We start from the raw sequence: 13,250 nt of genomic DNA, 5'->3' as shown, positions 1-13,250 counted from the left end.
TCGGGTGTTCCCGGCGGCGGCTTTTCTACCGACTCGTCTCCGCGAGCCGTTGCGTTAAGCTAGCAGGCATATCAGACAAGGATCGAGAGGGGCGCTCATGGCACTGTGGGGCGGTAGGTTCGAGAAGGGCGTCGACGCCTTCACGCAGGAGTTTGGCGCTTCGCTCGAGGATGACAAGGCCATGGCACAGGAAGACATCAAGGGGTCCCGTGCTCATGCCAAGATGCTGGCCAAGCAGGGCATCATCTCGAACGCGGACGCAGCTGCCATCGACGCGGGGCTCGAGAAGATATCGGGCCAGATCGCGGACGGTACCTTTGCCTGGGATGTGAACGACGAAGACGTCCACATGGCTGTCGAGAAGGCCCTTACCGCGGATATTGGCACGCCCGGCGCGCGCCTGCACACGGGCCGTTCGCGCAACGACCAAGTGGCCACCGACATTCGACTCCATGCAAAGCGCCTCTGCGACGAGCTTCTCGAGGGTAACGTCGAGCTTCGTCGCACCCTTCTGAGCGTGGCCGAGAAGAACCTTGGCGTGGTGATGCCGGGCTACACGCATCTGCAGCACGCGCAGCCGGTGCTCTTCTCGCACCATGTACTGGCGTACTTCTGGATGTTCTCGCGAGACTACACGCGCCTGGTTGCCGCGCGCACGGCAGCGGACGCAAACCCGCTGGGATCTGCGGCGCTCGCAGGCACAACCTACCCGCTCGACCGCGAGTACACCACCGAGATTCTCGGCTTTGACCACGCCATCCCCAACTCGATGGATGCCGTCTCGGATCGCGACTACCTGCTCGATCTTGACTACGCCTGTGCCGTGAGCATGATGCACCTCTCGCGCCTGTGCGAGGAGATCGTCCTGTGGAGCAGCACGGAGTTTGGCTTCAGTACGCTCTCCGACAGCTATTCCACAGGCTCGTCCATCATGCCGCAGAAGAAGAACCCCGACTTCGCAGAGCTTACGCGCGGTAAGACCGGCAGGGTCTACGGTGACCTCATGGCGCTGCTCACAACCATGAAGTCGCTCCCGCTGGCGTACAACAAGGACCTCCAGGAGTGCAAGGAGGGGCCAGCCGACGCCGCAAAGACCCTGCTTGACTGCATGGCCATTGCGTCAGGCATGCTTGAGACCATGACCGTTAACGCAGACGTCATGCTCGCGCAGGCGAGCAGGGGGTTCACTGCTGCCACGGACGTAGCCGACTACCTGGCAAAGAAGGGCACGCCGTTCCGTGAGGCCCACGAGGTGGTTGGCAAGTTGGTTCTCTATTGCGAGAAGCATGGCAAGGGTCTCGAGGACCTGACGGCAGAGGAGTTCAAGGCGGCAAGCCCGCTCTTTGGGGACGACATTGCTCAGGACCTCGATCCTGCCGGAATTGCCAACGCGCGCGTGACCTATGGCGGTACTGGCGAGAAGGCCGTGCGCGTCCAGCTCGGGGAGGCCAAGGAGCGCCTAGCGGCCGACGAGGGTCGGTAAGGCAGTCTAAAACGGGCAAAAGCGGGGCGAGCGCGCACGAGCGTGCCCGCCCCGTTGCTATGTCTGCATAAAAACGCGCTATCGGACGGGATTTCATGGCCAGCTGCATAAAAACGCGCTATCGGACGGGTCTCTCAGAGACCAGCAATCAATCATGAAACTAATTATCCATGAATATGAAAATATCTATAAAAATATTCAGTATCTTACATACTTAGTTGCAAGATTGATACCGCAAGCCCAAAGGCACCGTCCGATAGCGCGTTTTTATGCGTCAAAGCTAGAATGTCCGTCCGATAGAGCGTTTTTATGCACCAAGAGCCCGTGTGAGCAGTTCCTTGCCGCAAAGAAAGGCCCGGGAGGCAATCGTGGCGCCTCCGGGCCTCCGCACCAGTTCCTAGAGCGGCTAGATTACGCCGTACTCCTTGAGCAGCTTCTCGATGTCCGTGCTCTTGACCTTGCGGAGCGCGGTCTCAAGCGCCTTCCGTTCGATGAGCGGCAGCTTCATGTCAGTGACCTTACGGCCGTCCTGCAGCTTGGTTGTAGCGTCAAGCAGGCAACGCACATCGTAGACGGAGCTCCAGACCTCGGGGGCACCACGATCCACATTGCACAGCGTGTAGACGGCCTCCATGCCGGTGCGCATGGAGTACTCGGTGGTGAAGATGGTGTCGCGCGCGACCTCGCAAATTGCCCGATAAAAGCAAAGTTGACGGCGCCCTCGGGAACCACCTTAGGCCTGTCCGTGTCGTTCCTGGGCATGAAGAAGGCCGTGATGTAGGGCATGTAGCAGGTGGTGGTGTTGGCATGTTCCTGTGCCAGCGACACGATACGGTCCTCGGGGATGCCAACGTGGTACAGCCACTCCTCGCAGACCTCTGCGCCGGTGCACTCGCGCATGGGCTTCTTGACAAAGCCGCCCTCGCGGTCGGTGAAGAGCGCGTACACCCACACAAGTACGTGGCCCTTGGGTTGGGTCTTGAACTGTGGCTGGCGGTTGATGGTCCAGCTGAGCAGCTACTTCGAGTCGCGCGCGGTCACGATGCCGCTCGTTACCACGCGGCCGGAGAGCGGGTCACGGCGGCAGATGTGCTGAATCGCCGAGAGAATCTCGGGGTCATCGGTATCGACGGTGGCGCTCATCCAGTTGGACTGCTCGGGGTCACTGCAGAACACGACGGGGTGGCCAAGCGAGCCATCCGGGGCCTGTGCGGCGATGCGGCGCCACATGTCCCAGCCGCCGCCCGGGCGAATCTCCGGATCGACCTTGGCCACGGTGTTCTGCGAGCCCCACGTGGCATTCTCGACGCAACCGCCGTCGGTGATGTAGACCTGGTCGTTCTCGGTGAGGGGAATGCGCTTCTCGGCGCCGTCACTCTCAACCACAATGGTCCGCGCGACCTTTTTGGCCGCCTCGGTGGCGAGTATGGTCACCGTGATCTTGTCGAGGGGGTGGCACCGAATGAGCCGCTTGAGAGCGAGGGCAAGCTCCATTTCGGCATCTTTTCGTGGCATGCGCCGCGCCTCTCTACGCTGGTGACCTGCGAAAACAGAAACATGCCTGTTCTATACCCAACGGCAACCGGCGGCAAGGCGGCTACGCCTGGGCCGCCTGGCCTCAAGGAGGCGCCGCTGAGGGGGCTCCCAAGGTCTTCGATTAACATTGGCCCGTAGTGGTGTAGTATGAAGTAGAACACACGTTCTGTTTCTCTATCCCTGTAGATGGGAGAGCATATGGCAAAGAGCAACCTTAGCGAGACTTTGCAGAGGGTCGTACCTACCGTGGAGCAGCGCGATTCCACGGAGCCGGACTACCAGCTGCCCACGCCCCCAAAGAGGTGGCCGTTTGATTTGGCAACCCCTTTAAGGGTGGTAGAGACGGTAGTGCTGGTGGTGCTCGCCCTCATCTGCGAGTTTCCACTTGGGACACACTACTCTTCGACTGAAGCCTATACCGGGGTAAACGAGACGCTCGACAAGCAGAAGACCGGTGCCTTGGGACTTGTTGCAACTGCCACAACAGCATCTGTGGCGGTGTCTGCCATCCCGGATGACGTGGGCACCCCCATAGCCAATCAGCTAGCAGACCTCTCGGGCAAGCTATCGGTTGTTCTTGCCATCATCTATCTAGAGAAGTTTCTCCTTACCACCTTTGGCATGGTGGGGTTTAGGTTCTTGGTTCCTATAGGGATTTGCTTTGCACTTGGTTGGCTATGGACGTATAGGGATTGGGGCCCGCGGCAAGTTCTGTTTACGTGGGCGGCCAAACTCGTGGTGGTTGGCATTGCGCTGGTAACGCTTGTGCCGGTGAGTGCCACACTCACCAATACCATCGACGAGCAATACAAGACGTCTCTCGCGGCGGAAGAGGCCGCCCAAGAGGCAGACGAAACAAGCGCAACTGTCTATGAGGAGAACAGCAATCAGGATACCGAGCAGAATCAGAACATTCTCGAGATGCTTGGGTCTGCAATAACGAGTGGAATCGACGCGCTTGCTTCTGGCGCTGCAGACGCTGCAAACGCCGTGGGCGAGCAACTCAACAAGTTAATTGACACGGTGGCAGCAACCATTGTGACATCCTGTCTGGTGCCCCTTGCCGTGCTTCTTCTCTATTTCTGGGTCATCAAGCTCTTCACCGGCGCAGACCTTACGGGCTACGTATCTAGGGCGCAAGATGCGGCAAGCTCATCTGTTCGGCGTGCGGGTTCCGTTACACGCGCTGCTGCCAAGCAGCACCGTGCCTCCACATCCAAATAGACTGCCGCGGTAGAATCAAGGCATCAAAGACCTCGCTGCGAAAGGAACGCAGATGATCGATCGCTATACCCGTCCCGAAATGGGCCACATCTTCTCGCTGGAGAACAAGTACGCCATCTGGCAAGAGATCGAGGTCCTCGCATGCGAGGCGCAAGCCGAGCTTGGCAAGATTGGCATCACCAAGGAGGAGGCAGCCTGGATTCGCGAGCACGCCGCCTTTGATAAGGATGAGGTCGACGCCATCGAGGCCGTCACCAACCATGATGTCATTGCCTTCCTCACCGACATGGGTCGTCACATCGACGCAGACGTCCCCGTGGGCGACCCCAAGCCCAGCCGCTGGGTCCACTTTGGCATGACCAGCTCGGACCTTGGCGACACCGCGCTGTGTTACCAGCTGGTGCAGGCAACGGACATCCTGCTTGATGACTGCAAGAAGCTCGGCGAGATTTGCAAGCGCCGTGCCTTCGAGGAGCGCGAGACCCTCTGCGTTGGGCGCACCCACGGCATCCATGCCGAGCCCATGACCTTTGGCATGAAGTTTGGCAGCTGGGCCTGGGAGCTTAAGCGCGACTATGACCGCCTTAAGGACGCCCGTGCCAACGTGGCGTTTGGGGCTATCTCTGGTGCGGTGGGCACGTACAGCTCGATTGACCCGTTTGTCGAGGAGTATGTCTGCGAGCACCTTGGCCTGGTGCACGATCCTCTCTCCACGCAAGTCATCTCGCGCGACCACCATGCCTACCTCGCCGGTGTCCTTGCCACCACGGCGGCTACCTGCGAGCGCATTGCCACGGAGATTCGCAACCTCCAGCGCACCGACACCCTCGAGGTGGAGGAGCCTTTCCGCAAGGGTCAGAAGGGCAGCTCGGCCATGCCCCACAAGCGCAACCCCATCACCGCCGAGAAGGTCTGTGGCCTCTCTCGCGTAGTAAAGGCTAATGCCCAGGTTGCCTTTGACAACGTGGCCCTCTGGCACGAGCGTGACATCTCGCACTCCTCCGCCGAGCGTGTAGCCCAAGCCGATAGCTTCATTGCGCTTGACCACATGTTCCAGTGCCTCATCCGCATTGTGGACGGGCTGGTGCTCTACCCGCAGCGCATGCTGGCCAACCTCAACAAGACTCGTGGACTCATCTACTCGAGCAAGGTCCTTCTCGCCCTTGTCGAGACCGGCATCACGCGCGAGGAGGCCTACAAGATCGTTCAGGACGATGCCATGGCAACCTGGCACGAGGTGCAGGACTGCACACCGGGCACGTCGTTCAAGGACAAGCTCGCCGCAGACAGCCGCTGTACGCTCACTCCGCAGCAGCTCGACGCAATCTTTGATCCACAGAGCTTCCTTGTACGCAAGGATGTCGTGTTTGATCGCCTGGAGAAGCTCGAGTTCGAGTAGATGGTTGTACCAGCGTTTTTCTCGCCACGCATGACCAATAAGAGGGGAATCCATGTTCCACTATGACTTCCGGCCTCGAGGCGTCTGCTCGCAGGCCATCCACGTTGACCTGAGTGATGACGGTTCCACCATCGAGGGCGTTGCCTTTGAGGGTGGCTGCAACGGCAACCTTAAGGCCATTGGCAAGCTGGTTAAGGGCCAGCCCGTCGACCAGGTTGCAAACACGCTTGAGGGCAACACCTGTGGCCCCCGCCGCACCTCCTGCGCAGACCAGCTGAGCCACGCCCTGCGCGAGGCCCAGTCCGCGGCGCGCGCCTAGGAGCTCGACGTGCTTGGCCACCGCCACACACAAGCGTCCCACCGTGCGGGCATCTCTCGGCGCTCGTTCTTCAAGACGGGCGTTGCGGCTGCCTCTGCCGCTGCAACCATAGGTGTCCTAGCGGGCTGCACAAACACCGCGCAGGACACGGCGGACACGGCCGAGCCCGTCAACGTCTCTGAAGACACGGGCACAAGCGTCCTCGATACCTTCACCTCGGTCGACCTGCCCTACTCTGCAAGCAACCAGTGGACGCTACCCCTGGGTAACGTTCTGCATCCTGCCGAGGGCGTGTGGCTTCCTGTTACTACGGCTGGGGCCTCCGCCAATCCCATGGTGGTGGCCTCGGCCTTCTCGACCTCCTCGGGCGAGCTCAAGGAGGTTGTCACCAAGACCGTCACAGGCACCACCACCTCGGTAATCTATAGCGTCGCCTGCTCGGATTCGGTCTATGCATGGGTTGAGCTGGACATGATCACCCGCGAGTGGAGCCTTTTTGCCTCGGCGTTCTCAAACGGCGCCCTTACGGGCGAGACCAAGACCCTCTGGCAGGCAGACTCCGACTGGGACCCCGCTCCTGTTGCCTGCAGCGGAACTTCGGTCATCTGGCAGGTACAGCCCTCCGCCTCGGGCTCAAAGACCGCCGAGACCTCCTACTGCTACCTCTGGACCGTTGGCTCCTCCGACGCCCAAGCCGTCGTGGAGTCTCCAGGACGCTTTGCCACCTCGCCTACCGTTTGCGGTGACTGGGTTGTCCTTGCTCCCCGCGTGCGCGCGAGCGAGGGAACCTACTACGGGGTCACCGCCTATACCATCGCCGATGGTCTTCAGACCAAGGTGGACCAGCTTGTGATGCCCGCTTCGGTTAAGCCCTTCAGAGCCTGCCGCATGGGCGAGAAGTTTGTGGTCTCCGTAGAGGCAAACTACAGCTCGGGTGGCCTTCTTGGCAACATGGGCACCTACATCGGGTCGAGTGACGGCAGCGATGTTCTCTACCTCTCCCGCGAGCCGTTCGAGTGCGCAGCGGCTGGCAAAAACGGCGTCTACTTCATCAAAAGTCGTTCTTCCTACATTGTGGTTAACGCCAACGACCAAACCTACAGCGTGCTTTCCTCGGTCGACAGGAGCGTGGACTATGGCGAGTACCCGGCACGCGTTGGCGAGTGCAACACCTTTGTGACGTTCTCGTCGGTCAAGGACGCCACCACCGGCTACCCCGCTTCCGTAATTGTGAGAACCTTCCCCCTATAGCTTGGTTCGACTGTGGGCCTAGTGGGGTACACTACTATGGAACTACTATGGAAACGGTGGGTTTCATCTATCCATCGAGCGTTGCCAAGCTTAAAGGAGGCCGTATGGCTTCAGATGAGAAGAAGATTCTGCTGGTAGAAGACGAGAAGGCAATCCGTGACGTCGTGGCCGCCTACCTCGACCACGAGAACTATATCGTGCGCGGTGTCGGCGACGGTCAGAGCGCCGTTGAGGAGTTTGAGAAGCACTCGTTTGACCTTGTGATTCTCGACCTCATGCTCCCCAAGCTCTCTGGCGAGCGCGTATGCCGTGCCATCCGTGAGACCTCTAACGTGCCTATCATCATGCTTACCGCCAAGGGCGAGGTCGAGGACCGCGTTATTGGCCTTGAGCTTGGTGCTGACGACTATCTCATCAAGCCCTTCTCGCCGCGTGAGCTCATCGCCCGCGTGCGCGCGCTGCTGCGTCGCGCCCACACCGAGACCGAGCCCCAGCTTGAGATTCTGGACTTTGGCGATCTTGTCATCGACATCTCCGGCCACAAGGTCATGGTCGAGGGCAAGGAGGTTGACCTCACTGCCTCTGAGTTCAAGCTCCTCACCACGCTGGCCCGCTATCCCGGCCGCGTCTACACGCGCATGGAGCTGGTTGAGAAGGTCCTTGGCTATGACTTCGAGGGCTACGAGCGCACCATCGACTCCCACGTAAAGAACCTGCGCGCCAAGCTCGGCGACGATCCGCGCAACCCGCGCTGGCTCTACACCGTTCACGGCGTTGGCTATCGCTTTGAGGCTCCCCAGGCCGACGACAAGGCCAAGGCGGCCAAGCCCAAAGCCGAGTAGGAGGCCAGCGTGGCCTCGCATGGACCAAGTAACGATCGCGCGGCCGGTGGTGGTTCTGAGGCCACCACGGGCCGCGGCTCGTTTAACACGATAAAGCCAGACCCCAAGCACAGCTGGACCTACTCGACCAAGTTGGCCATCTCGTTCGCGCTTACCGCGGTCATGACGGCGGCCATCTTCGTGATGGTCCTGGCGGTGGTGTGGGAGAGCCAGTTCAAGGCCTATACCAGAAGCAACATGCAGTCGCTTGCCCAGTCGGCGGCTGATACGCTGGCCATTGGGTATGACACGGCCGGGGGTTGGACGCCAGAGGTTATCGCCAACGCATCCTCCTTCTCGGTCTCCTCGCCAGATGTTGGACTTCAGGTGCTGGACGAGGACGGCAACATCATCTACGACGATACGCTGGGCATGTCTCGCCATGGCGATTCCGGCGTTACCACCACGGGGACAAGTACGGTGCCCACGGCTTCGGAGTCTGTAGTGACGGCCAGCGTGGTTGACTCCGAGGGAGAGATGGTGGGTACGGTGCGGCTCTGGGCCTTTGGCTCGGATGCGCTCCTCACTTCCTCAGATGCCAAGTTCCGTGAGAGCTCCTACAGCGCCATTGCCGCAGCAGCGGCCATCGCCGTGGTGCTCGCGGTAATCATTGGCTACTTTGTCTCGCGCTCGCTCACCAAGCCCATCCAGCGCATCACGCGTACGGCCTCGCAGATTAGAAACGGTGACCTCACCGCTCGCACGGGCGTGCGCGGCACGGACGAGATTGGCCAGCTGGGTGAGACCTTCGATGACATGGCAACCTCGCTCGAGAAGGACCTCAAGCTCGAGCACCGCCTTACCAGCGACGTTGCGCACGAGCTGCGAACCCCGCTCATGGCAATCCTCGCGACCGTCGAAGCCATGCAGGACGGTGTCCTGCCCGCAGACGACGAGCACCTGGAGACCCTTGCGTCCGAGACGCGCCGTCTTTCTCGCCTTGTCGACGCCATGCTCAAGCTCTCGCGCCTCGAGAACGGCACGACGGAGCTCAAGGTGGAGCGCACCGACGTGGTCTATCTGGTCAAAAGCCTCGTGAGCTCGCAGCACCAGCTCTTCCACGAGAAGGGCTTGCACCTGCGCTTCAAGGACGACACGGCTCATGGCGAGTGCCAGGCGGACGTCGACCCGGACCTTATCCGCGAGGCCGTGGTCAACCTCATGAGCAACGCCATGCGCTACACCGACGAGGACGGCTGGGTTGTTGTCTCGGTTGGCTCCGACCACTCGGATGCCATCATCTCGGTGCGCGACACGGGCATTGGCATTGCCAAGGAGGACATCCCGCAGACCTTCTCGCGCTTCTGGCGCTCGGATGTAAGTCGAGAGCGGGTCTCAGGCGGCTTGGGCGTGGGCCTCTCCATTACCAAGGAGATTGTGGACCGGCACAACGGAACCATCTCGGTTGACTCTGAGCTGGGCAAGGGCACCACGTTCACCATCCGCGTGCCTCTCAACCGCGGGCGGCGCAATCTCAAGCAGGCGCTGCAGGAGAAGCAACAGGAGAAGTAGGGGTTACTGCGACAGAGGCGCTCTGATGTGCTCGACCTCTGCGGGCGTGCGCTACACTACTCACTGCGTGCCTGACCAGCGGGCGCATCATCAACAGGAAACGAGGTCTATCGTGGCAGACATTGAGCTTCGCCCGGATTCTCATGGCAAGGTCCGCGACATCTATGATTGCGGGGATGCCCTGCTCATGGTTGCGTCGGACCGCATTAGTGCGTTTGACTACATCCTTCCGGATGAGATTCCCTACAAGGGCGAGATTCTCACGCGCATCTCGGCCTTCTGGTTTGAGCGCTTTGCCGACCTCATGCCCAACCACCTGATCTCGATGGACGTCGCCGACTACCCCGCAGAGTACCACCGCTACGCAAGCTACCTTGCCGGCCGCTCCATGCTGGTCAAGAAGGCAAAGACCATCCCCATCGAGTGCATCGTGCGCGGGTATCTTACCGGCTCAGGCAAGAAGACCTATGACGCCAACGGTACCGTCTGCGGCATCAAGCTTCCCGGTGGCCTGGTGGAGGCGTCCAAGCTCCCTGAGCCCATCTTTACCCCGTCGACCAAGGCGGCCCTGGGCGACCACGACGAGAACATCTCGTTTGAGCGCTGCGCCCAGATCGTGGGCGAGGAGACCGCGGCCCAGCTGCGCGACGCTTCTCTCGCCATCTATAAGGCGGCGGCTGAGTACGCAGCCACGCGCGGCATCATCATTGCCGATACCAAGTTTGAGTTTGGCTTCATCGACGACAAGCTCACGCTTATCGACGAGTGCCTCACGCCGGATTCCAGCCGCTTCTGGCCTGCCGATGGCTACCAGCCCGGCCACGTCCAGCCCAGCTACGACAAGCAGTATGTGCGCGACTGGCTCAAGGCAAACTGGGACATGACCGGCGAGCCGCCCCACCTTCCCAAGGACGTCATCGAGGGAACGTCCAGCCGCTACCAGGAGGCGTTCCAGATCATCACCGGCCACGAGTTTGAGCCCATGAAGGAGTCCCATGTCACTGCGTGATACCATCGACGGCGCCCGCAAGGAGGCGCAGGAGGCTGGTGGCCTGAGCGGCAACGTTAAGCCTGCCGCCGATGCCACCAAGGCCGAGAAGTCCGAGCGCGGCGCAAAGGCCGAGAAGCCCGGAAAGGACGAGGCCGAGAAGCGCGACCCCATGACCACCAGGAGCTATCGCAGCTCTGCGGCCGGCGCTAAGCCCAGCCGCGAGGCGGCCTCGACGGTTCGCGCAGCATCTTCCGGCTCCTCCGCCGGCATGGGCGGCATGGGCGGCGGCCTCTTTGGCGGAGGCAACAGTCCGGCCCAGAAGGAGGCCCGCAAGGAGGAGAAGCGCAAGCAGCGCGAGGAGGAGGACTTCCGCCAGCGCGGCTACGACCTTATCCTTCGCACTAATGAGGAGTACCGTCGCACCGACCGCACATGGTGGATTCTCATTGGCGTTGGCTTTGGCATGACCATCGTCTCGCTGATTCTGGTGTGGGCATTCCCTGCCGACAGCACCGACTACCAGACTGTTGTTGGCATTGCCTCGGTGGCGTCGCTGGTGCTTGCGTATGGCCTTATCATTGGCGCCTTCGTGTACGACTGGCGCGTGCGTCGCCCCGTTCGCAAGGCTACCGAGCGCAAGGTTGCTGGGTATAGCGACAAGAAGCTCGCAGAGCTCTTCGAGGCCGAGCGTCGGCGCGAGCACGCGGCGCAGGCTGCGCGCCAGGCCGAGAAGGAAGCCGCAAAGGAGCGTCGCGCCAACAAGAAGAAGTAGGCTTGTACCATGGCATGCGCCGTTTGTCGATGGTAGAATGTCTTCTCGCACGCCCTCGTAGCTCAGGGGATAGAGCACAGGTTTCCTAAACCTGGTGTCGGCCGTTCGAATCGGCCCGGGGGCACCACGCATCGTCGCAGGTCAGGGCCTTTAGGGGCTCTGGCCTGCTGCTTTTTGTGTCGGCGCGCCAGGTACGAAGCCGTGCGAGAAGCGCGCCTGCTGGAATCGCCACTTCTTACTTGCAAGAATTGCCCTTCGCGCGAGATTTTGCCGCCCGAAGGGCCGTTTTTACGTGATTGCTTCGATAGTGCTCTCTCCGGCGCCGTTTTCTCGCCGGAGGGCGAGTTTCCGCAGGAGAGCGTGGGCGCGCAATTCCCCCTTCGGCGTCATGCGCCTCCCTACGGCTGGTACCGCATGAGCGCTACACTCAAACCATCACAGTGCCGTTACCCCACAACCGCTGGTGAGGGGGGAACCATGTTTAGCCCGTTTCGCGACGAGCAAGGTCGACCCAAAGCGATCGGCGATGTGACCTGGGAGGACCTTGCCCAACTCTCGGATCTTGAGGAAGGCTTTGCCCTGGAGTTCAAGCAGACCTTTGGTCCCAGCGTGCGCAGGAAGATTCCCAAGATTGTGGCGTCGTTCTCGAACTCGCGAGGCGGCTGGCTGGTGATTGGCATTGCGGATGACTCCCGCGAGGTCATGCCCGTCCCTCGAGGCACCGCAGACGTTAGTCAGGTGATAGGCGAGCTCTGTCGCCGTCACGTCTCGCCAGCACCGCACTTTGAGGTTCGCTTCCTAGCGGACCCATCGGATGACAATTGCGGCGTAATTCTGGTTCGCATTGACGAGGGGGATTTCCCGCCATACGTTGCTGACGGTATCGTCGAGATACGCGAGGGCTCAACCTCAGGGCCGGCCGACGGAACCGCGCTGGTAGACCTCTACGATCGCGCGACAAGCCGACGCCTGGACGTGCGCCGCTTCTGCCGCCGGACGGTCTACTATCCCATGGCAGATGACGCGGCAGACCCCGTTGCCCTCTTTGACCTCTACCTCTTTAGGCTCGGTCCAGAGGCCGAGGAGGTCAATTCCCGCGCAAGCATCAACGAGGGTGCCGCTGCAATGCGCGCAGCCTTCGATTGCTACGGGATTGGCTGCCGCATCCAACACGCGCACGACAGCCTGGTGTTTAGAACTTCTCAGCGAGACGAGACGGTCGTTGCGCATTCGGCAATCGAGCTCTTTCCCAACGAGTCAATGAAGCTCTCGGTACCTGCGGTTATGGTCACGGGAGAAGAGCGCGAACAAGCTCTGCAATCTCTCGCGGAGCGCACGCTCTTCTCGCCGCGGTCGGATGCGCGTCTGATGGACGCTACTGCCACGCTGCGCCGCGTGACGAGAATGGCGTCGCTACTCGATCGCTACGTGCGGCTGCGCGGCCTCTCTTGGCGGGAGTTTGCGGTGGCATACGAGCTTGAGCACATGGCTGGCGTAACCCTTTGGTCGGCAAACGAGACGTACCTTGGCTACGCGGCTCGGCATGGCGCCCTCTACTGCGCGACCACTGACTGCATCTCGCGCGTTCGCTACCTCGACGATGGTGCGCACGAGACGTTCCGCGCGCGTCAGTTTGCGGGCAGCCACTTCTTCGAGGCATGTGGCCTACCGCTTGGCTCTCCCGATCCCGATGACGTGGAGCTGGTGAACGCCCTACTCAGCACCAGCGGGGAACGGTAGGGGAGAGACCCAAGACGGCTTTGCGCCCAGCACTGCCTGCGTGGCTGCCTTGGTTGGCACAGCGTCGAACCCACGTACCTTACAACTGTGGAGCAACAAACCTTGCAATTGTGGAACTTGCTACCCCGCAATCTAGGAAGCT

Annotated in this window: 11 protein-coding genes, 1 tRNA gene and 1 pseudogene; 11 read left to right on the top strand and 2 right to left on the bottom strand. The window is 61.0% G+C overall.

The window, feature by feature from the left end; genetic code table 11:
- The first annotated feature begins 97 nt into the window (after positions 1-97).
- Positions 98-1,483, top strand: coding sequence for an argininosuccinate lyase (gene argH / locus BT122_RS03065; RefSeq protein WP_072354524.1), 1,386 nt, complete (start codon positions 98-100; stop codon positions 1,481-1,483).
- Positions 1,484-1,889: 406 nt separating this feature from the next.
- Here argH and BT122_RS11125 read toward each other — a convergent pair whose 3' ends face one another.
- Together BT122_RS11125 and BT122_RS10690 are read right to left on the bottom strand one after the other, a co-directional pair.
- Positions 1,890-2,129 carry a hypothetical protein gene (locus BT122_RS11125; protein WP_059052652.1) on the bottom strand — a complete coding sequence of 80 codons (240 nt, stop codon included), beginning with the start codon at positions 2,127-2,129 and terminating at the stop codon, positions 1,890-1,892.
- 92 nt (positions 2,130-2,221) lie between these two features.
- Positions 2,222-2,977, bottom strand: a pseudogene (locus BT122_RS10690) (oleate hydratase); the annotation flags it as partial.
- Positions 2,978-3,217: 240 nt separating this feature from the next.
- Between BT122_RS10690 and BT122_RS03050 the strand changes: the two are divergent.
- The 10 genes from BT122_RS03050 (at position 3,218) to BT122_RS03005 (ending at position 13,108) form a co-directional block, all read left to right on the top strand.
- Positions 3,218-4,243 (top strand): hypothetical protein, encoded by a 1,026-nt coding sequence (locus tag BT122_RS03050; RefSeq protein WP_143189951.1) that lies wholly within the window; start codon positions 3,218-3,220, stop codon positions 4,241-4,243.
- 52 nt (positions 4,244-4,295) lie between these two features.
- Complete coding sequence (gene purB, locus BT122_RS03045) at positions 4,296-5,642, top strand: adenylosuccinate lyase (RefSeq protein WP_072354520.1); 1,347 nt, start codon at positions 4,296-4,298, stop codon at positions 5,640-5,642.
- Between the two features lie 52 nt (positions 5,643-5,694).
- Complete coding sequence (locus BT122_RS03040) at positions 5,695-5,961, top strand: TIGR03905 family TSCPD domain-containing protein (RefSeq protein ID WP_072354519.1); 267 nt, start codon at positions 5,695-5,697, stop codon at positions 5,959-5,961.
- Between the two features lie 9 nt (positions 5,962-5,970).
- Positions 5,971-7,212 (top strand): Tat pathway signal protein, encoded by a 1,242-nt coding sequence (locus BT122_RS03035; protein WP_072354518.1) that lies wholly within the window; start codon positions 5,971-5,973, stop codon positions 7,210-7,212.
- Between the two features lie 104 nt (positions 7,213-7,316).
- Positions 7,317-8,054, top strand: coding sequence for a response regulator (locus BT122_RS03030; RefSeq protein WP_072354517.1), 738 nt, complete (start codon positions 7,317-7,319; stop codon positions 8,052-8,054).
- 9 nt (positions 8,055-8,063) lie between these two features.
- The gene (locus BT122_RS03025; RefSeq protein ID WP_072354516.1) at positions 8,064-9,605 is read left to right on the top strand and encodes a HAMP domain-containing sensor histidine kinase; all 1,542 of its coding nucleotides are present in this window, start codon (positions 8,064-8,066) and stop codon (positions 9,603-9,605) included.
- 112 nt (positions 9,606-9,717) lie between these two features.
- Positions 9,718-10,614, top strand: a complete 897-nt coding sequence (locus tag BT122_RS03020) for a phosphoribosylaminoimidazolesuccinocarboxamide synthase (RefSeq protein ID WP_174519241.1) — start codon at positions 9,718-9,720, stop codon at positions 10,612-10,614.
- On the top strand, positions 10,601-11,368 hold the full coding sequence (locus tag BT122_RS03015; protein WP_072354515.1) for a hypothetical protein: 768 nt from the start codon (positions 10,601-10,603) through the stop codon (positions 11,366-11,368). Before BT122_RS03020 ends, BT122_RS03015 begins: the two co-directional genes overlap by 14 nt.
- A gap of 51 nt (positions 11,369-11,419) precedes the next feature.
- A tRNA-Arg gene (locus BT122_RS03010) sits at positions 11,420-11,495 on the top strand.
- 350 nt (positions 11,496-11,845) lie between these two features.
- Entirely contained in the window at positions 11,846-13,108 is a 1,263-nt protein-coding gene (locus tag BT122_RS03005) for an AlbA family DNA-binding domain-containing protein (RefSeq protein WP_072354514.1), read from the top strand.
- The last annotated feature ends 142 nt before the right edge of the window (positions 13,109-13,250 follow it).

This window comes from Olsenella sp. kh2p3 (assembly GCA_900119625.1).
Lineage (GTDB): Bacteria > Actinomycetota > Coriobacteriia > Coriobacteriales > Atopobiaceae > Tractidigestivibacter.
This window is presented reverse-complemented; position numbering and strand designations above follow the sequence as displayed.